Raw genomic sequence first — 17,735 nt, forward strand, 5'->3', positions numbered from 1 at the left:
CGCGATGACCAGGGGACCTCGGATCCTCCTGCGCCAGATCCGCGAGGCTCTGGGCGGGGCCGGCGCGGGCGCGACCCCGGCGCAGGACCGCCTGAACATGGTGGTGCGGATCATCGCCCGGTCCATGGTCGCCGAGGTCTGCTCCATCTATCTGCGCCGCGGCTCGGGCGAGCTGGAGCTGTTCGCCACCGAGGGCCTGAACCCCGCCGCCGTCCACAACACCCGCCTTCGCCCCGGCGAGGGTCTGGTGGGCGAGGTGGCCCGGATGGCCCAGCCGATCAGCCTGTCGGACGCGCCCTCCCACCCCTCCTTCTCCTACCGGCCGGAAACGGGCGAAGACCCCTATCACGCCTTCTTGGGCGCCCCCCTGCTGCGCGGCGGCCGGGCCATCGGCGTCCTGGTCGTCCAGAACCGGACCGAGCGGCGCTATGACGAGGACGAGGTCGAGGACATCCAGACCATCGCCATGGTCCTGTCCGAGACGGTCTCCTCCGGCGAACTGCTGGAACAGGACGAACTGCGCGACGTCGAACTGGCGCCCCATCGCCCCGAACGGCTGAAGGGCCAGAAGTTCGGCGACGGTCTGGCGGTCGGCCGGGTCGTCCTGCACGAGGCGCCTCTGCCGCCCGAGAAACTGCTGGCCGAAGACCCGGCGATGGAGGAGGCCCGGCTGAAGCTAGCCCTGGCCTCGCTGAAGACCGGCCTGGACGCCATGCTGGACAAGGGCCAGGGCCTGGCCGGCCCCTCGTTCGAGGTGCTGGAGACCTATCGGATGTTCGCCGACGACCGGGGCTGGAACCGGTCGCTGGAAGAGGCCGTGCGCAACGGCCTGACCGCCGAGGCGGCGGTGGACCGGGTCCGGAACGAGCACCGCGCCCGCTTCGCCCAGGCGCGCGACCCCTATATCCGCGAACGGCTGCACGATTTCGAGGACCTGGCCAACCGGCTGCTGCGGGTGCTGGCGGGCGACAAGCCGGGCGAGCGCGAGCTGCCCGACGACGCCATTCTGGTGGCGCGCAACCTGGGTCCGGCGGACCTGCTGGAATATCCGCGCGACAAGCTGAAGGGCCTGTTGCTGGAAGAAGGCTCGGCCGCCAGCCACGCCGCCATCGTGGCCCGCGCGCTGCAGATTCCGTGCGTCGGCCGCCTGATGGGCCTGCGCGACCGGCTGTCGGAAGGCGACGTCGTCATCGCCGACGGCGAGACCGGCGAGGCCTATCTGCGGCCCCGCCCCGACATGATCGAGGCGGTCCAGTCGCGTATGGCCGTGCGGGACCAGCGCCAGGCCCAGTTCGCCCAGTTGCGCGACACCCCCGCCGTCACCCTGGACGGCCAGCGCATCACCCTGCTGACCAACGCCGGCCTGGCGGTGGACCTGGAGAACCTGAACGAGACGGGGGCCGAGGGCATCGGCCTGTTCCGCACCGAGTTCCAGTTCATGGTCTCGGACGAACTGCCCCGACTGGACGCCCAGACGGCCCTGTACAAGCTGGTGCTGGACGCCGCCGGCGACCGGCCCGTCACCTTCCGCACCCTGGACATCGGCGGCGACAAGGTCCTGCCCTATCTGGAGGCCGAGCGGGAGGAGAACCCCGCCCTGGGCCGTCGCGCCATCCGCCTGGGCCTGGACCGGCCGTCCCTGTTACGGATGCAACTTCGGGCCCTGCTGACGGCGGCGGCGGGTCGCGAGCTGCGCGTCATGTTCCCGATGATCGCCACGGTGGACGAGTTCCGGGCCGCGCGCGAACTGGTCGACGTCGAATGCGCCTGGGCCAAGCGTCGCGGCCGCGCCCTGCCCGCCCTGCTGCGCGTCGGGGCCATGGTCGAATGCCCGTCGCTGCTGTGGCACCTCGACGCGCTTCTGCCCCTGACCGACTTCGTCTCGATCGGGACCAACGACCTGTTCCAGTACATGTACGCCGCCGACCGGACCAATCCCCTGGTCTCGGACCGCTACGATCCCCTGTCGCCCCCGACCCTGCGCGCCTTACAGACCATCCAGAAGGCCTGCGCCGACACCGGCACCCCGGTCTCGATCTGCGGCGAACTGGCGGGCCGGCCGCTGGAGGCCTTCGCCCTGATCACCCTGGGCTTCACCCGCCTGTCGGCTCCGGCCGGCGGCGTCGGCCCGGTCAAGCGGATGATCCTGTCCGCAGACCTGACGGCGGCGCGCCGGGGCATGAACAATCTGCTGAATCTCTCGACCGGCTCGGTGCGCAACGAGATCGAATCCCTGGCGCGGAAGTTGAACATCGCCGTCTGAGAGTCTTCGCGCGCGTTCCGTTTTGGGAATCGCCGTTGATGGGGCGGGCATTATGGTTTATCCACAGGACGCATCAGGACTGCCTCCGGGGGGAGGCGAGTCCAGTCAAGAAGACATGCTACCGGACGGGTCCGTTTCGAGTACGGAGCGGCTTCAAGCCGTTCCGAGTGTGGGGTCAGGCGTCATGGCGCTGGATGCGGGGCAAGCCCCCGACGAGTTCAAGGCTCATCCTGATTGGAAGGACATTGCGCCCTCCATCGCAGAGTCCGTGACTCTGGGCGACGGCCTGCGCCGGGCGCGCGAGTCTTCCGGCAAGTCCCTGGCCGATCTGTCCGCCGAAACCAAGGTCCATTCGCGGTTCCTGACTGCTCTGGAGCAGAACGACTGGTCGTCCCTGCCCTCTCGGGTTTTCGCCATCGGCTATGTGCGTGGCTATGCAGCGGCCCTGGGCCTCGACGAGCAGTTGGCCGTCGAAAGGTTCAAGCGCGACAGCCCCGACACCTCGGCCCCGTTGAAGGCGCCCATCGGCATCGCCTTTGAGGATGTGAAACGCTATTCGCCGCGCATCATCGCGGTCGTCGCCGTGGCCGCCCTGGCCATCGTCGGATGGAATGTCTTCCAGCGCATCAATCTGATGAAGGCGCCGCGCGCCTCCGACATCGCCGCCGTGCCCGAGAGCTGGACCCTGGGGGACGTGCCCGGTCAGAACGGTCTGATCGACCTCAGCGCGCCCCGCGCCGCACCGCTGGACCAGACCACGCCGGCTCTCTACATCACGCCCGGCCTGGAGGCCCAGCTGACCGGGATCGATCCCAATGATCCTGCGGTGCTGGCGGCGACGGCGGCGGCCAACAACGCCCCCGTGCAGAAGGCCTTCAATCCGCGCGGCGCCGTCTATGGCGCGCCCGCCACCGCCTCCCAGGTAGTGATCCAGGCCAAGAAGGCCGGCGCCCTGGTCGTTCGGCTGGGGGACGGTCAGGCCCTGTTCGCCCGCCAGATGGCCGCCGGCGAGGCCTGGCGCGCGCCGATGGGCGTCAGCGCCACCATCGATGTATCCGATCCGGCGGCCTTTGACGTCTATCTGAACGGCGAACACGGGGGCATCCTGCCGGCTGTCCTGACGCCCCTGACCCAGTTGAACAGCCGCGCCGAACAGGCCGCCCGCCAGGTGGCGGAGGACCAGGCCCGCCGCGTGGCTCAGGCTCAGGCCGTGCGGGCGGCCCAACAAGCCGCTCAACCTGCCCCTCCCCCCGTCGCGGCGACAAACTGATCGTCGCCCCCGTGGCCCTGACGCCGTCTTCGGCCTATATGAGCCCGTGATGAGCGACCATACCCACGTCCGACCCTGGCGCCATATCGAGCGCCGCAAGAGCCGCCAGATCCGCGTGGGCTCCGTCCTGGTGGGCGGCGACGCCCCGATCAGCGTTCAGTCGATGACCAATACGCCGACGTCCGATGCGGCGGCGACCATCGACCAGATCCGCCAGCTGGAAGAGGCCGGCGCCGACATCGTCCGCGTCTCCTGCCCCGACGTGGAATCGACAGAGGCGTTCAAGATCATCGCCCGCGAGGCCAGGGTCCCCTTGGTCGCCGACATTCATTTCCACTACAAGCGCGGCATCGAGGCGGCCCAGGCGGGCGCCGCCTGCCTGCGGATCAATCCGGGCAATATCGGCAGTCCCGACCGCGTCCGCGACGTGATCCAGGCCGCCAAGGACCACGGCTGTTCGATGCGGATCGGCGTCAACGCCGGCTCGCTGGAAAAGGAGCTGCTGGAGAAATACGGCGAGCCCTGCCCCGACGCCATGGTCGAGAGCGCCCTGAACCACGCCCGCATCCTGCAGGACCACGACTTCCACGAGTTCAAGATCTCGGTGAAGGCGTCCGACCCCTTCCTGACCGTGGCCGCCTATCAGCAGCTGGCCGAGGCCATCGACTGCCCCCTGCACCTGGGCGTGACCGAGGCCGGGCCGCTGCGCACCGGCACGATCAAATCGGCCATCGGCATGGGGTCGATGCTGTGGGCCGGCATCGGCGACACCATCCGCGTGTCGCTGGCCGCCGATCCGGTCGAGGAGATCAAGGTCGGTTTCGACATCCTGAAGTCGCTGGGCCTGCGCCATCGGGGCGTCAACATCATCGCCTGTCCATCGTGCGCGCGTCAGGGCTTCAACGTCATCGAGACCGTGACCCTGCTGGAAGAGAAATTGGCCCATATCTCGACGCCGATGAGCCTGTCGGTCATCGGCTGCGTCGTGAACGGCCCGGGCGAGGCCCTCTATACCGACATCGGCTTCACCGGCGGCGGCAAGGGCGCCGGCATGATCTATCTGAACGGCAAGATCGCCCACAAACAGGCCAACGACGGCATGATCGACCACATCGTCGACCTGGTCGAACAGAAGGCCGCTGAGCTAGACGCCGCACGGGCGGCGGAGCTTCAGGCGGCGGAATAGGCTCCGCGTCCGCGAGTTGTGTCAGTTTTGATAAATTGCACGCGTATCGATTGACGACCCACCCCCCAGATGCAACCTATGCCGTAAGTTCACCTGGGGAGGGTGAACGGTAATCCATTGAGGGGCTTCATGATATTCCGTAATCCCGCGCGCTTCGGCGTGCGTGCGCTCGCGCTTGCCGGCGTGGCGTTGTCTCTGCCTGCCTGCGCCACCGTAACGCGTGGTTCGAGCCAGCAGTTTTCCGTCCAGAGCACGCCGCCTGGCGCGCAGGTCAGCACATCGAACGGCTTTGAATGCCAGGCGACGCCCTGCACCTTCCGCATGCCGCGCAAGGACGCCTTCCGCATCACCGTGTCCAAGGACGGCTACGTCGCCCAGACCCATGACATCACCAGCAGCGTCTCCGGCGCGGGCGGTACGGCCATGGCCGGCAACATCCTGATCGGCGGCATCATCGGCGGGGCGATCGACGCCACCTCCGGCGCCATGAACGATCTGAAGCCCAATCCGCTGATCGTGACCCTTCGCACCCCGGCCGAAGAAGCGGCCGCAGCCCAGGCCCCCGTCTCGACGCCGCCCGCCGCAGCCGCAGCCGCAGCCGGAGGCGAATAATGATCCGTCGTCTCGCCGCCGCCGCCGCTCTGGGTGCCCTGATGGGCGTCGCGGCCTGCGCCAGCCCGTCCAACCCCGCCCTGATGACCTTGCCGGCGACATCGGGCCTCACAGCGGCGCCCGGTGATCTCGGCTATCGGTCGGTGACGACGGTGACGGTTTCCGGCGGCCAGAACACCAATCCGATGTGGACCTCCGAGGTTTCGAATGCGGACTTCAAGACCGCACTGGAAGGCTCGTTGACGGCCGCCGGCTATATGGGGACCGAAGGTCAGCCCATGACAGTCTCCGCATCCTTGATCGACCTGAAACAGCCGATGGCCGGCTTTGACATGTCTGTGACCAGCCAGGTTCGCTATACCGTGATGCGAGCCGACCGTTCCGTCTTCGACGAAACGGTGGCGGCGACCGGCACAGCGACCATGGGTCAGGCCTTCATGGGCGTGGAACGTCTGCGGATGGCCAACGAAGCCTCGATCCGCGAAAACATCAAGGAATTCCTGACCCGCTTCCGCGCCCGCGCGCGCTGATCGGATCAAGGAAGACCACGGCGACGGTGGGCCCCGACCCGCCGTCGCCTTTCGTCTCAAATCACCCCGAACAGCCGCAGGGCCTGATAGCCGGCGGACAGCAACACAACGGCCCCGACGCCGTAGGTCAGGATCCGACGGGGCGCGATCCGCGCGATCACCCCGGCGAAGGGCGCGGCGATCAGACCGCCCAGGATGAGGCCCAGGATGGAGGCGGCGTGGGTGGCGACGCCTTTGGCGTCCGCCCAGTGACCGGTCAGCAGGGCGGCCAGGAAGGTCGCCGAAATGGCCGAGGTGACGAAGAACTCCGCCGTATTGGTGGTGCCGATCGCGGCGCGCGGGTCGCCCCCCGACCCCACCAGGGTCGTCGTGACCGTCGGCCCCCAGCCGCCGCCGCCGATGGCGTCGAAGAACCCGCCGACGACGCCCAGCGGCCCCGCGAACCTGACCGGGAAGATCCGCGCGCGAGTCTGGCGGGTCGCGCGCCAGATGATCACGCCGCCCATGATCGCCAGGTAGGCGGTGATCCAGGGCTTGACCAGGTCGCCGTCGATGCTGGTCAGGACGAAGGCTCCCAGGCAGCCGCCCACCACCCCGCCCATGGCCAGGGGCACGAACAGTTTCCAGTTCACATTCTTGTTGACCGTGTGAGATCCGGCCGACGCCGCCGTGGTGAAGACCTCTGCGGCATGGACGCTGGCCGAGGCTGTCGCAGGGGGCACGCCGAACGACAGGAGGACCGTCGAGGAGATAACGCCGTAGGCCATGCCCAGGGCCCCATCGACCGACTGGGCCAGGAAACCGACGAGGAGAAAGACGAGGAAATCTTGCATGGCCGCCCCTGAAAATCCGTTCGACGGTGCGTGTTATTTTCCTATCGGGTCAATAGGAGAAGAATTGGAGGCGGCTTGCAGAAGGCTTCGCGCCTCGAACACGGCGGCGACGGCGTCGCGCCCTTCCTGCAGGACCGGCTGCAACGGGCAGGTCTCGACGTCCGGACAGGTCTCGCAAGGCCCATGGGCGGTGCGCGACGCGCAGGGCGCCAGGGCCAGGGGGCCTTCCAGCGCCCGGATCACATCGGCGAAACTGACAGCCTCGGCCGGCGCCGCCAGGGCGTAGCCTCCGGTCCGGCCGCGCTTGGACACCAGCAGGCCTTGGCGCCGCAAGTCCAGCAATATGGCTTCGAGAAACTTGCGCGGCGCCGCGGCCGCCTCGGCGATCTCGCCGATGGTCGCCGGGCCGCCGCCGGGCAGACCGGCCAGATGGATCATGGCGCGCAGGGCGTAGCGGGACCGGTTCGACAACATGGTCCGTGATCGCGCGGCCGCGCGCCGGACGCAAGACGCTGTTCGCCCTTCGGCCCGACCTCACCCCGGACGGCCCAGCCGGCCCACCGCCGCCAGGATCTGCGGACCGGTATAGGGTTTCAGCACCAGGGCCTCGGCCAGGGGGGCGTAGCGGTCGGCGGCGTCAGCGTCGCCGGAAATGAAGATCACCCGGACGTCCCAGCGCCGCGTCAGAACCTCGGCCAGTTCACCCCCCGTCGTGTCGCCCGACAGATTGATGTCCAGCAGGGCGCCGTCGATGGCGTGCAGGGCCGCCGCAGCCTCGGCCGCCGCCGCGCTGTGGAACGGCCCCACCACCCTGTGTCCGGCCTCGGTCAACAACTCGGTCAGGTCGGCGGCCACCTCGGCGTCGTCCTCGACCACCAGCAGGGTCAGGGGCTCCAGATCGGCTCCCACGACGGCGGTCTCAACCGGCCGAGGCGCCGGGTCTTCAGCCGGACCGGCCGTCTGGCCCACGATGACCCGACGCAGATCGCGCCAGACCTCGGTCGCCGGCCGGTCGCTGTTCAAGCCATAGAGGCCCGCCATGGTCTTCAGGTCGCGCGCGTCGTCCGGCGACAGCCGGCCGCCCGCTGCGGCGAGACGCGCGTCATACAGGCGGCACAGCCGTTCCACGCTGTCGGCGCCGTCCGGAGTCGCGTCGGCGGCCCGGGCGACAGGCTTCGACGGCGGCGGGCGATCGAACATGACGTCCTCCTCACGGCTGATCGGCCGTCAGCTAGTCGTTTGGAACCCTCGGCGTAAGCGCCTCTGACGCCATCGTTATCCAAAATCACAATCCCGGCGCCGACCGTGGTCCCCGCCGACAATCGACATCGCGCCCCTCGGCGCGCTAAGGACGGCCCTCCCTTCTCCAGGATTGCCCCCTTGCGTCTGCCCCAGGCCCGTCTCGATCAGGTGCTCGACCGTTTCCACGAGGTGGAGGCCCGCATGGGTGCGGCGACGGACGGCGTCGAGATCGTCCGCCTGTCCAAAGAGCATGCCGAGCTGAAGCCCGTCGCCGACGCGGTCCAGGGTCTGGCCCGACTCCGCGCCGAGATGGCCGATCTGGAGGTCATGGCCGCCGATCCCGAAATGGCCGCCATGGCCCAGGACGAGCTGCGCGACCTGACCGAACGCCTGCCGCAGATGGAACGCGACGTCGCCCTGCTGCTGGCCCCGCGCGACGCCGACGAGAACGCCTCGGCCGTGCTGGAAGTCCGCGCCGGCACCGGCGGCGACGAGGCGGCCCTGTTCGCCGGCGACCTGTTCCGCATGTATTCGCGCTACGCCGCCACGCGCGGCTGGCGGATCGAGCTGGATTCGGCGACCGAAGGGGACGCCGGCGGCTACAAGGAGATCATCGCCACCGTCACCGGCGACGGCGTCTTCGGCCGGCTGAAGTTCGAGAGCGGCGTCCATCGGGTCCAGCGCGTGCCGACGACCGAGGCCGGGGGCCGCATCCACACCTCGGCCGCCACCGTCGCCGTCCTGCCCGAGGTCGAGGACGTCGAGATCGAGATTCTGGAAAAAGACATCCGCATCGACACCTTCCGCGCCTCCGGCTCGGGCGGTCAGCACGTCAACAAGACCGACTCGGCGGTGCGGATCACCCACCTTCCGACCGGGATCGTGGCCACCAGTTCCGAGAAATCGCAGCATGTGAACCGCGACAAGGCGATGAAGAACCTGCGGGTGCGCCTGTACGACATGCAGCGCCAGGCCAAGGATCTGGCCCGCGCCGACTCGCGCAAGTCCCAGGTCGGGTCGGGCGACCGGTCCGAGCGGATTCGCACCTACAACTTCCCGCAGGGACGCGTGACCGACCACCGGATCGGCCTGACCCTGCACAGCCTGCCCCAGATTCTGGAAGGCGACCTGGACCCGATGCTGAACGCCCTGATCGCCGAGGATCAGGCCGCGCGCCTGGCGGATCTCGAGGCCGAGTTCGGCTGATCAGCCCAGCACGCCCGTCATCGGCAGGCAGAGCACCAGACCGGTGGCGGCGGTATAGCCGGCGAAGGCGTGGATCGAGCGTCGGCGGCAGGTGACGGCCTCAGGCTCGCCGATACGCGACACCTGATCGGTCCAGAGCAGATACAGGGCCTGCACCGTCCACCCGGCCATGAAGGCGACCACGGCCCAGCCGCTGAGGGCCGCCAGCGTCGCGCCGGACAGCATGATCAGTACGCCGGCAAGGACGATCACCCCATCCCCCACATGCTCGGCGACGGGGATGGCGACCAAACCCGCCAAGGCGCGTTGCAGACGCCAGTTGAGCCAGGCCTGATACAGAAGCATCAGCCCGCCCAAGACGTAGAAAACCCCTATCGCGCGCGCAGCCCACTCCATGGCAGGAATAAGGCGCCATTCACCGCCCCGCCGGAAGTGCGGAAAAGTCCTTAGTCGAGCGAATGGCGGCCGACCGCCGCTCGCAAGACACAACCATCGATATCTCAGATGGAAGTCGCGCCTTCGGCCTGAAGCGCTCGAACGACCGCCGGACGCCGGCTCATCCGTTCGTAGTGAGCAAGGACCCGGGGAAACTCGGCCATATCGACCCCGTCGCTCTCCAGCCAGCCGGAGAGGGTGAACAGATAGGGGTCCGCAACAGAATAGGCGCCGCCCATCACCCAATCGCTGTCTCCGTTCTGGGCCAGACCGTCCTCGATCAGCGCGAAACAGTCCCGCATGTTCTGCGTCACCTTGGCCGCCATCGAGGCCTGGGCCGCAGCATCGTCGCTCCAGCGCGAGGGCCGTCGGCCATGCGCGTGGGCGACGTGGACGGTCGAGGCGAGATAGAGGTTGAACGCCTGCATCCGCGCAAAGGCGAAGGGCTCGACCGGCGCCAGCATAGCCTTCGGCGCGAGCGCGGCGATATAGGCCAGGATGGCGGGACTTTCGGTCAGAACGCCTTGATCGGTCGTCAGGGCCGGAACCCGCCCTTTGGGGTTCATCGCGAGAAACTCAGGTCGGCGCTGATCGCCGTTAGCGAGGTCGGTCAGCCGGATTTCGAAATCCAGCCCGGATTCTTCCAGCGCGATATGGCTGGCCCGGCTGCAGGTTCCGGGCGCGGTATAAAGGGTCAGCATGATCGTCTCGGCGTGAAAGAAAAAAAGGCGGCGAGATCATCGCCGCCTTTCCAGGTCTCTTACAGGTCCAGCAGGGCCCGCTGCGGATCTTCCAGCAGTTCCTTGATGCGGACCAGGAAGGTCACGGCTTCCTTGCCGTCGACGATCCGGTGGTCGTAGCTCAGGGCCAGATACATCATCGGGCGGATCTTGACCTCGCCGTTGATGGCCATCGGGCGCTGGACGATGTTGTGCATGCCCAGAATGCCGGACTGCGGCGCGTTCAGGATCGGCGTCGACATCAGCGACCCATAGGTGCCGCCGTTGGTGATGGTGAAGGTGCCGCCCTGCATCTGGTCCATGGTCAGGGCGCCGTCACGTGCAGCCTTGCCCAGGGCCCCGATGCCCTTTTCGATGCCCGCCAGAGACAGGGTGTCGGCGTCGCGCAGCACCGGAACCACCAGACCCTTTTCGGTGCCGACGGCGACGCCGATGTCATAGTGGTTCTTGTAGATGATATCAGTGCCGTCGATCTCGGCGTTGACGGCCGGAATCTCGTGCAGGGCCGCGACGACGGCCTTGGTGAAGAAGGACATGAAGCCCAGCTTCACGCCGTGGCGCTTCTCGAACACGTCCTTGTACTGGGTCCGCAGGGCCATGACGTTGGTCATGTCCACCTCGTTGAAGGTGGTCAGCTGGGCGGCCGTGTTCTGCGATTCCTTCAGGCGACGGGCGATGGTCTGACGCAGGCGCGTCATCTTCACCCGCTCTTCGCGCGGACCGACGGCGCGCGGGGCCGAGGGAGCCGAGACGGCAGGAGCCGGAGCTGGAGCAGCGGCGCCGATGGCGGCGATGGCGTCAGCCTTGGTGATATTGCCCTTGGGCCCGGTGGCGGCGATGGCCTTCGGATCCAGATTGTTTTCGGCGACGACGCGCTGGACGGCCGGCGACAGGGTGTCGTTCTTGCCGCCCGAGACCTGGGCCGAGCCGGTGTTGGCCGGAGCGGCGGCCGGCGCCGGGGCGGCGGCGGTCGGAGCCGAAGCGGCTGCGCCCGAACCCGAAACCGAACCGATCTTCTGGCCGGGGGTGACGGTCGCGCCCTCGTCGGCGGCGATGGTCAGGACGCCGTCAGCCGGGGCCGACACCTCGACCGCGACCTTGTCGGTCTCGATTTCGACCAGCAGTTCGTCCTTCTTGACCGCATCGCCGCTCTTCTTGAGCCATTTGCCCATCGAGCCCTCGGCGACGCTTTCGCCCATGACCGGCACGGTGATGTCGATGGCGGCGGCCTCGGCGGGAGCGGCCTTGGTCTCGGCCTTGGCGGCCTTGGCCGGAGCGGCGGCGGCAGGCGCTGCAGCGGCGCCGCCCTCTGTCACCGAACCCAGGACGGTGCCGGGCACGACGGTGTCGCCCTCGGCGGCGTTGATGGCGCCCAGGACGCCGTCGGCCGGGGCCACGACTTCCAGCGACACCTTGTCGGTTTCCAGTTCGACGAGCAGTTCGTCCTTCTTGACCGCGTCGCCGACCTTCTTGGTCCATTTCGCGATGGTGGCCTCGGTGACGGATTCACCGAGGGCGGGGGTCAGGATGTCGGCCATGTCGGGTCCAGCTGTCTTTCGGAGTGTCGTGTGACGTGTATCAGGCGAAGGCTTCGTTGGTGAAGGTCTCGAGTTCCTTCAGGTGTCGGCTCATCAGGCCGGCGGCCGTGGAGGCCGAGCCGGGACGACCGACGTAGCGGGCGCGCTTGGAGGCGACGTCCAGCTTGTCGAGCGTCAGCTCCAGCCACGGATCGACGAAGGTCCAGCCGCCCATGTTCTTTGGTTCTTCCTGGCACCAGACCACTTCCGCCTTCGGGAATCGGGCCAGTTCCTTGCGCAGGGACTGGATCGGCCACGGATAGAACTGTTCCAGGCGCAGGATATAGACGTCGTCCACCGCCTGGCCGTCCTTGGCCTTCTTCTCGCGGGCGTCCAGCAGGTCGTAATAGACCTTGCCCGAGCACAGGATGACGCGGCGGATCGCCTTGTCGGCCTTGATCTTGATCCCGGCGACGTCGGGGCGGGTCTGGGCGTCGTCGTGCAGGACGCGGTGGAAGGACGAACCCTCCGCCAGATCCTTCATCGACGAGACCGCCTTCTTGTGACGCAGCAGGCTCTTGGGCGTCATCAGGATCAGCGGCTTGCGGAACGGCCGGTGCATCTGGCGACGCAGGATGTGGAAATAGTTGGCCGGGGTGGTGCAGTTGGCGACCTGCATATTGTCTTCGGCGCACTGTTGCAGGAAGCGCTCCAGACGGGCCGACGAGTGTTCCGGCCCCTGGCCTTCATAGCCGTGCGGCAGCAGCATGGTCAGGCCGCTCATCCGCAGCCATTTGCGTTCGCCCGAGCTGATGAACTGGTCGATCACCACCTGGGCGCCGTTCACGAAGTCGCCGAACTGGGCTTCCCACATCACCATGGTGTTGGGGTCGGCCAGCGAATAGCCGTACTCGAAGCCCAGCACCGCCTCTTCCGACAGGGCCGAGTCGATGACCTCGTAGTTGGCCTGGCCTTCGCGCAGATTGTTCAGCGGGATGTACCGCTCTTCGGTCGTCTGATCGATGACGCCCGAATGGCGCTGCGAGAAGGTGCCGCGCACCGAATCCTGGCCCGACAGGCGCACCGGGAAACCTTCGTCCACCAGAGAGGCGAAGGCCAGGCTCTCGGCCGTGGCCCAGTCCAGGTTCTCGCCCGAGGTGATGGCCTCGCGCCGGCCGTCGATGACCCGCTTCAGCGTCTTGTGCATGTCGACGCTGTTGGGGATCGTGGTCAGGCGATGGCCCAGGTCGGTCAGCTTGGCCAGAGGCACGGCGGTCTCGCCGCGCAGCTCGTCCTTGGGCGCCTGGAAGCCCTGCCATTGGCCGTCCAGCCAGTCGGCCTTCTCGGCGGACCAGGTCTTCCCGGCCTCGAACTGGTCGTCCAGGAAGGTGTCGAACCGGGCGATCTCGGCGTCCACATCGGCCTGAGAGACCACGCCCTCGGCGACTAGACGCTGCGAATACAGTTCGCGGGTCGAGCGCTGGGCGCGGATCTTCGAGTACATCAGCGGCTGGGTGAAGGTGGGATCGTCGCCTTCGTTGTGGCCGAAACGGCGATAGCAGAACATGTCCACCACCGCGTCCTTGTGGAACTTCTGGCGGTATTCGGTGGCCACCTTGGCGGCGAAGACGACCGCTTCCGGATCATCGCCGTTGACGTGGAAGATCGGCGCCTGGACCATCAGGGCCACGTCCGACGGATAGGGCGACGAGCGCGAGTTGCGCGGGCTGGTGGTGAAGCCGATCTGGTTGTTGATGACGAAATGCAGGGTGCCGCCCGTGCGATAGCCCTTCAGACCCATCAGGGCGAAACACTCGGCCACCACGCCTTGACCGGCGAAGGCGGCGTCGCCGTGGATCAGCAGGGGCACGACCTTGGAGCGGTCCAGGGCCCATTCGGCCTCGGGCTTGCCGGCGTTGGCCTCGCGGATGTCGAACGCCTGTTTGGCGCGCGCCTTGCCCAGCACGACCGGATTGACGATTTCCAGGTGCGACGGGTTGGCGGTCAGCGACAGGTGGACGTGGTTGCCGTCGAACTCGCGGTTCGAGCTGGCGCCCATATGATATTTGACGTCGCCCGAGCCCTCGATGTCGCTCGGCACGGCCGAGCCGCCCTGGAACTCGTGGAAGATCACCTTGTAGGGCTTGCCCATCACGGCGGCGAGCACGTTCAGGCGGCCGCGGTGGGCCATGCCCAGCACGACCTCGTCGACGCCCAGATTGCCGCCGCGCTTGATCACCTGCTCCAGCGCCGGGACCATGGCCTCGCCGCCGTCCAGGCCGAACCTCTTGGTGCCGGGGAAACGCTTGTGCAGGAAGCGTTCGAAGCCTTCAGCCTCGATCAGCTTGTGCAGGATGGCCAGCTTGCCTTCCTTGGTGAAGGCGTTCTGCTCGAACTTGTCCGGCCCCTCGAACCGCTGCTGCAGCCAGGACTTCTCCTCCGGCTCGGCGATGTGCATGTACTGGATGCCGATGGTGCCGCAGTAGGTGCGCTTCAGGATGTCCAGGACTTCGCGGATGGTGCCGGTCTGAAGACCCAGGACTCCGTCCAGGAAGATCGGGCGATCCAGGTCGGCGCCCGAGAAGCCATAGAATTCCGGCGTCAGTTCCGGGTTTTCGACCGGCTGTTCGATGCCCAGCGGGTCCAGCTTGGCCTGCAGGTGACCGCGCACGCGATAGCTGCGGATCAGCATCAGGGCGCGGATGGAATCATGGGCGGCGGCGCGGATGGCGTCGCCTGAAACTTCTACGGGGGCAGGCTTGGCAGGGGCCGTTGTCGCAGCAGGCGCAGCACCCGGCTTTTTCGGATCAGGCTTGGGCGCCGGCCAGCGGCCGTCGAACACGGCGTTCGCCTCATTGGGCTCCGTCGCTGTGCCGCGCCCCCAGGCGCCGGCCTCGGCCGAGGCCTTCACGCTGGCGGCGTTGTCGCGCAGCTGGTCGAAGAAGGCTTTCCATTCCGCAGAGACCGAGCCGGGATCATTGGCCCATTTCTCGTGCAGCTCCTCGATATAGGCCGCATTGGACCCGTAGAGGAAAGAGGTCTCGGCAAAGACCTGGTTCAGCCGACCCGCATCGTCCGCCATTGTTCTCGCTATCCTTCGGACCCCGCGGACACATCTCCGTGAGGGGCGCGCCCGTCATATAGGCTCGCTTTCCTTATGGGTCATGACCGAAACGGGGCAATTCGGTGAGAAATTGGTCGCAGCCGCAAAGAAAAACGCCCCCGGGCTGAGCCGAGGGCGTACATTCCTGCCGAGACCGGCATTTTTCGTTCTCCCTCCCCGCAGGGGAAGGGAGAAGCACACGCGGGTCTTGGATTTTTAACCCTTCAGCACTTCCACCAGGGTCTTGCCCAGGCGGGCCGGCGATTCCGACATGCGGATGCCGGCGGCTTCCATCGCCGCGATCTTGGATTCCGCATCGCCCTTGCCGCCCGAGACGACGGCGCCGGCGTGGCCCATGGTGCGGCCCTTGGGCGCAGTACGACCCGCGATGAAGCCGGCCATCGGCTTCTTGCGGCCCTTCTTGGCTTCGTCGATCAGGAACTGGGCGGCCTCTTCTTCCGCGCCGCCGCCGATTTCACCGATCATGATGATCGAGGTGGTTTCCGGATCGGCCAGGAACAGTTCCAGCACGTCGATGAATTCGGTGCCCTTGACCGGGTCGCCGCCGATGCCGACGGCCGTGGTCTGGCCCAGGCCTTCGTTGGTGGTCTGGAACACGGCCTCATAGGTCAGGGTGCCCGAACGCGACACGATGCCGACCGAGCCCTTCTTGAAGATATTGCCCGGCATGATGCCGATCTTGCACTCGTCCGGCGTCAGGATGCCCGGGCAGTTCGGGCCCAGCAGGCGCGACTTGGAGCCTTCCAGGCGGCGCTTGACGTTGACCATGTCCAGCACCGGGATGCCCTCGGTGATGCAGGTGATGAAGGGGATCTCGGCGTCGATGGCCTCGATGATGGCGGCGGCGGCGCCCGACGGCGGGACATAGATCACCGAGGCGTCAGCGCCCGTGGCGTCCTTGGCTTCGGCGACCGAGGCGTAGATCGGCAGGGTTTCGCCGTGCGAACCGGTCCAGTTGGTGCCGCCCTTGGTCGGGTGCACGCCGGCGACCATCTTGGTGCCGTGATAGGCCAGGGCCTGTTCGGTGTGGAAGCCGCCGGTCTTGCCGGTCAGGCCCTGAACGATGATCTTGGTGTCTTTGTTGACGAGGATGGACATGGGGTCTCGTTTCTGGGGTTAGGCGGAAAGGAAAGGATTTTCGACCCGGACCGACCCGTAGGTCTGACCGTGATTGAGGTCTTCGGAGTAGAGGACTTTCGCGCCGAGCCGTTCGGCGGCGGCGATGATGGCGCCGTCCCAGTAGGACAGTTGGTAACGCCGAGCATTGTCTATGCCGGCGACCACGACTTCCGGCGTGACGGGCTGACATGGCTTCAAGGCGATTACCCGAACCCACTCCCGCGCCTTGTCAGGGCTCAGCGGCGTCGGGCCCTTCTTGATCGCATTGTGATAGAATTCGGCCAGCACCTGACCAGAGGTGCAATAGTCCTCGGTCAACACGATCTCGCGCGCCCGTTCCAGCCGATCCGCAGCATGTCTACGGCCCAGGGCGGCGTAGAGCAGGATGTTCGTGTCCAGAAAAACCTCGGTGTTAGCGATCAAACCGAGGGTCTCCGCTGTAGGTCTCAGCCCGGCTAGGCCGCCAGTCGCCCATGTCGCCGTCCGACTCGTCGATCAGTTTCAGCAGCGCCTCGCGCGCCTCGTCCTTGGAGGTCTCCTGCTCGACCAGCCGTGTCAGAAAGCCGCGCACCATCTCGTTGACGCTGGTCCGCTTCATGGCGGCCAGAACCCGCACCTTGTCGAGCAGGTCGTCGTCGATGGCGAGAGTCAGGTTGCGGGTCATCGGCCTACACGGGTTATGTGGAACACATAGGCCGTGGAGCGAGACGGGGCAAGTCAGTCCTTTGTCGGCCAGCGGGGGCTCGAAATATCGAGCAACAATCCCAGCCGCCGCAGAATCCAGGCCTGAACCGGCGTGAGGGCGTACAGTCTCTCGAACAGCGCGGCCTCCCGGCCCGCGGCCCGCGCCTCGGCGTAGTCCGCCTGCTGCCGTCTTCGGCGACGGCCGCACTCAGCCGTATCGCCGACAGCCAGCCGTCGATCCCATTTGGCGCGCCAGCCGTCCAGGCTGATGGCGTCATAGTGGAGCAGCCAGGCCCGACCGCCAGCGCCGGGGTCGCGGGCGAGGGCGGCCTTCAACGGAACCCCCACCCGCTTGGATTCGTGGATGCAGACGGTGATGTCTGCCAGGCCGCGCCGCACGGCGTGCTTGCCCATATGATGGCCCAGCAGCCCCCGGACGAAGAACTTGCCGGCGCCCGGATAGAGGCCGTGGCTCAGCTCGGACCAGAACGGCCCGCTGTAGGACTTGCGGGCCAGACTGGCCCCGTATTCCAGATTGAGATCGTCCCCGGATCGCCAGACCGCCTCGACAGTCTCGAAGATGACGGACTCACAGTCTGCCGGCACCGCCTCCAGCACGGCGGCAGGCGAGACCGCGCCGAACAGCTGCTCGTCTATATCGACGACCAGCAGCCAGTCGGCGGCCAGGCTGCGATAGGCCGCGCCATAGACGACCCTTTGCCGATCCTCGACCGTCGCCGGCCGACCGCCGAGTGCGGACCAGAAGGCGTCGTCACAGACGATCAGCTCACCTTCAGCCAGGCCCACGGCGTCCGGCGCCGGCGCGGCCGCGCCGTCGAAATAGACGCGAACGCGCGCGGCCCCCTTGCGGCGGAAATGATCGACGAAGGCCGCGACATGCCGCTCTGGCGCCAAGGCCATGGCGACGACTTCGAACACGGCCATCGACGATTTCCGCCTGGGGCGGCCGCCGG

17 protein-coding genes are annotated in these 17,735 nt (G+C 67.3%); 6 read left to right on the forward strand and 11 right to left on the reverse strand.

The features are described from left to right. Positions 1 to 4 precede the first annotated feature (4 nt). The 5 genes from ptsP (at position 5) to GGR11_RS10275 (ending at position 5,861) form a co-directional block, all read left to right on the forward strand. Positions 5 to 2,263, forward strand: coding sequence for a phosphoenolpyruvate--protein phosphotransferase (gene ptsP, locus GGR11_RS10255; protein WP_246331758.1), 2,259 nt, complete (start codon positions 5 to 7; stop codon positions 2,261 to 2,263). Between the two features lie 184 nt (positions 2,264 to 2,447). Then, positions 2,448 to 3,533, forward strand: coding sequence for a helix-turn-helix domain-containing protein (locus GGR11_RS10260; RefSeq protein WP_183196723.1), 1,086 nt, complete (start codon positions 2,448 to 2,450; stop codon positions 3,531 to 3,533). A gap of 46 nt (positions 3,534 to 3,579) precedes the next feature. Continuing rightward, a complete protein-coding gene (ispG, locus tag GGR11_RS10265) occupies positions 3,580 to 4,719 on the forward strand; it encodes a flavodoxin-dependent (E)-4-hydroxy-3-methylbut-2-enyl-diphosphate synthase (RefSeq protein WP_183196724.1) in 1,140 nt (379 codons plus the stop codon). Positions 4,720 to 4,848: 129 nt separating this feature from the next. Continuing rightward, on the forward strand, positions 4,849 to 5,331 hold the full coding sequence (locus tag GGR11_RS10270; RefSeq protein WP_183196726.1) for a PEGA domain-containing protein: 483 nt from the start codon (positions 4,849 to 4,851) through the stop codon (positions 5,329 to 5,331). Next, positions 5,331 to 5,861 carry a hypothetical protein gene (locus GGR11_RS10275; protein ID WP_008263699.1) on the forward strand — a complete coding sequence of 177 codons (531 nt, stop codon included), beginning with the start codon at positions 5,331 to 5,333 and terminating at the stop codon, positions 5,859 to 5,861. Before GGR11_RS10270 ends, GGR11_RS10275 begins: the two co-directional genes overlap by 1 nt. Before the next feature lie 56 nt (positions 5,862 to 5,917). Here GGR11_RS10275 and GGR11_RS10280 read toward each other — a convergent pair whose 3' ends face one another. Genes GGR11_RS10280 through GGR11_RS10290 form a run of 3 tightly spaced genes read right to left on the reverse strand, consistent with a single transcriptional unit; the run spans position 5,918 to position 7,894 of the window. Then, positions 5,918 to 6,694: a sulfite exporter TauE/SafE family protein gene (locus tag GGR11_RS10280; RefSeq protein ID WP_183196728.1), complete on the reverse strand. Its 777-nt coding sequence runs from the start codon at positions 6,692 to 6,694 to the stop codon at positions 5,918 to 5,920. Positions 6,695 to 6,727: 33 nt separating this feature from the next. Further along, positions 6,728 to 7,168, reverse strand: coding sequence for an RrF2 family transcriptional regulator (locus tag GGR11_RS10285; RefSeq protein ID WP_183196730.1), 441 nt, complete (start codon positions 7,166 to 7,168; stop codon positions 6,728 to 6,730). Between the two features lie 60 nt (positions 7,169 to 7,228). Beyond that, positions 7,229 to 7,894, reverse strand: a complete 666-nt coding sequence (locus tag GGR11_RS10290) for a response regulator (protein WP_183196732.1) — start codon at positions 7,892 to 7,894, stop codon at positions 7,229 to 7,231. A gap of 180 nt (positions 7,895 to 8,074) precedes the next feature. On the opposite strand from GGR11_RS10290, the gene prfA reads away from it, so the two are divergent. Beyond that, positions 8,075 to 9,142: a peptide chain release factor 1 gene (prfA, locus tag GGR11_RS10295; protein WP_008262463.1), complete on the forward strand. Its 1,068-nt coding sequence runs from the start codon at positions 8,075 to 8,077 to the stop codon at positions 9,140 to 9,142. On the opposite strand, the gene GGR11_RS10300 is transcribed toward prfA, so the two are convergent. The 8 genes from GGR11_RS10300 to GGR11_RS10335 all read right to left on the reverse strand — a co-directional run bounded on the left by GGR11_RS10300 (position 9,143) and on the right by GGR11_RS10335 (position 17,706). Beyond that, on the reverse strand, positions 9,143 to 9,487 hold the full coding sequence (locus GGR11_RS10300; protein ID WP_221205245.1) for a hypothetical protein: 345 nt from the start codon (positions 9,485 to 9,487) through the stop codon (positions 9,143 to 9,145). It lies immediately after the preceding gene. Positions 9,488 to 9,642: 155 nt separating this feature from the next. Beyond that, the gene (locus GGR11_RS10305) at positions 9,643 to 10,278 is read right to left on the reverse strand and encodes a glutathione S-transferase family protein (RefSeq protein ID WP_183196737.1); all 636 of its coding nucleotides are present in this window, start codon (positions 10,276 to 10,278) and stop codon (positions 9,643 to 9,645) included. A gap of 59 nt (positions 10,279 to 10,337) precedes the next feature. Continuing rightward, a complete protein-coding gene (gene odhB / locus GGR11_RS10310; protein WP_183196739.1) occupies positions 10,338 to 11,855 on the reverse strand; it encodes a 2-oxoglutarate dehydrogenase complex dihydrolipoyllysine-residue succinyltransferase in 1,518 nt (505 codons plus the stop codon). Between the two features lie 40 nt (positions 11,856 to 11,895). Continuing rightward, the gene (locus tag GGR11_RS10315) at positions 11,896 to 14,916 is read right to left on the reverse strand and encodes a 2-oxoglutarate dehydrogenase E1 component (RefSeq protein WP_183196741.1); all 3,021 of its coding nucleotides are present in this window, start codon (positions 14,914 to 14,916) and stop codon (positions 11,896 to 11,898) included. 237 nt (positions 14,917 to 15,153) lie between these two features. Then, entirely contained in the window at positions 15,154 to 16,056 is a 903-nt protein-coding gene (sucD, locus tag GGR11_RS10320) for a succinate--CoA ligase subunit alpha (protein WP_183196743.1), read from the reverse strand. 18 nt (positions 16,057 to 16,074) lie between these two features. Then, positions 16,075 to 16,500, reverse strand: coding sequence for a PIN domain-containing protein (locus tag GGR11_RS10325; protein ID WP_183196744.1), 426 nt, complete (start codon positions 16,498 to 16,500; stop codon positions 16,075 to 16,077). Next, the gene (locus GGR11_RS10330; protein WP_183196746.1) at positions 16,490 to 16,741 is read right to left on the reverse strand and encodes a DUF6364 family protein; all 252 of its coding nucleotides are present in this window, start codon (positions 16,739 to 16,741) and stop codon (positions 16,490 to 16,492) included. The genes GGR11_RS10325 and GGR11_RS10330 overlap by 11 nt, the downstream gene beginning before the upstream one ends. Positions 16,742 to 16,794: 53 nt before the next feature. Then, positions 16,795 to 17,706 carry a hypothetical protein gene (locus GGR11_RS10335; protein ID WP_183196747.1) on the reverse strand — a complete coding sequence of 304 codons (912 nt, stop codon included), beginning with the start codon at positions 17,704 to 17,706 and terminating at the stop codon, positions 16,795 to 16,797. Positions 17,707 to 17,735: the final 29 nt, after the last annotated feature.

It is taken from the genome of Brevundimonas mediterranea, assembly GCF_014196125.1.
Taxonomy (GTDB): Bacteria; Pseudomonadota; Alphaproteobacteria; order Caulobacterales; family Caulobacteraceae; genus Brevundimonas; species Brevundimonas mediterranea.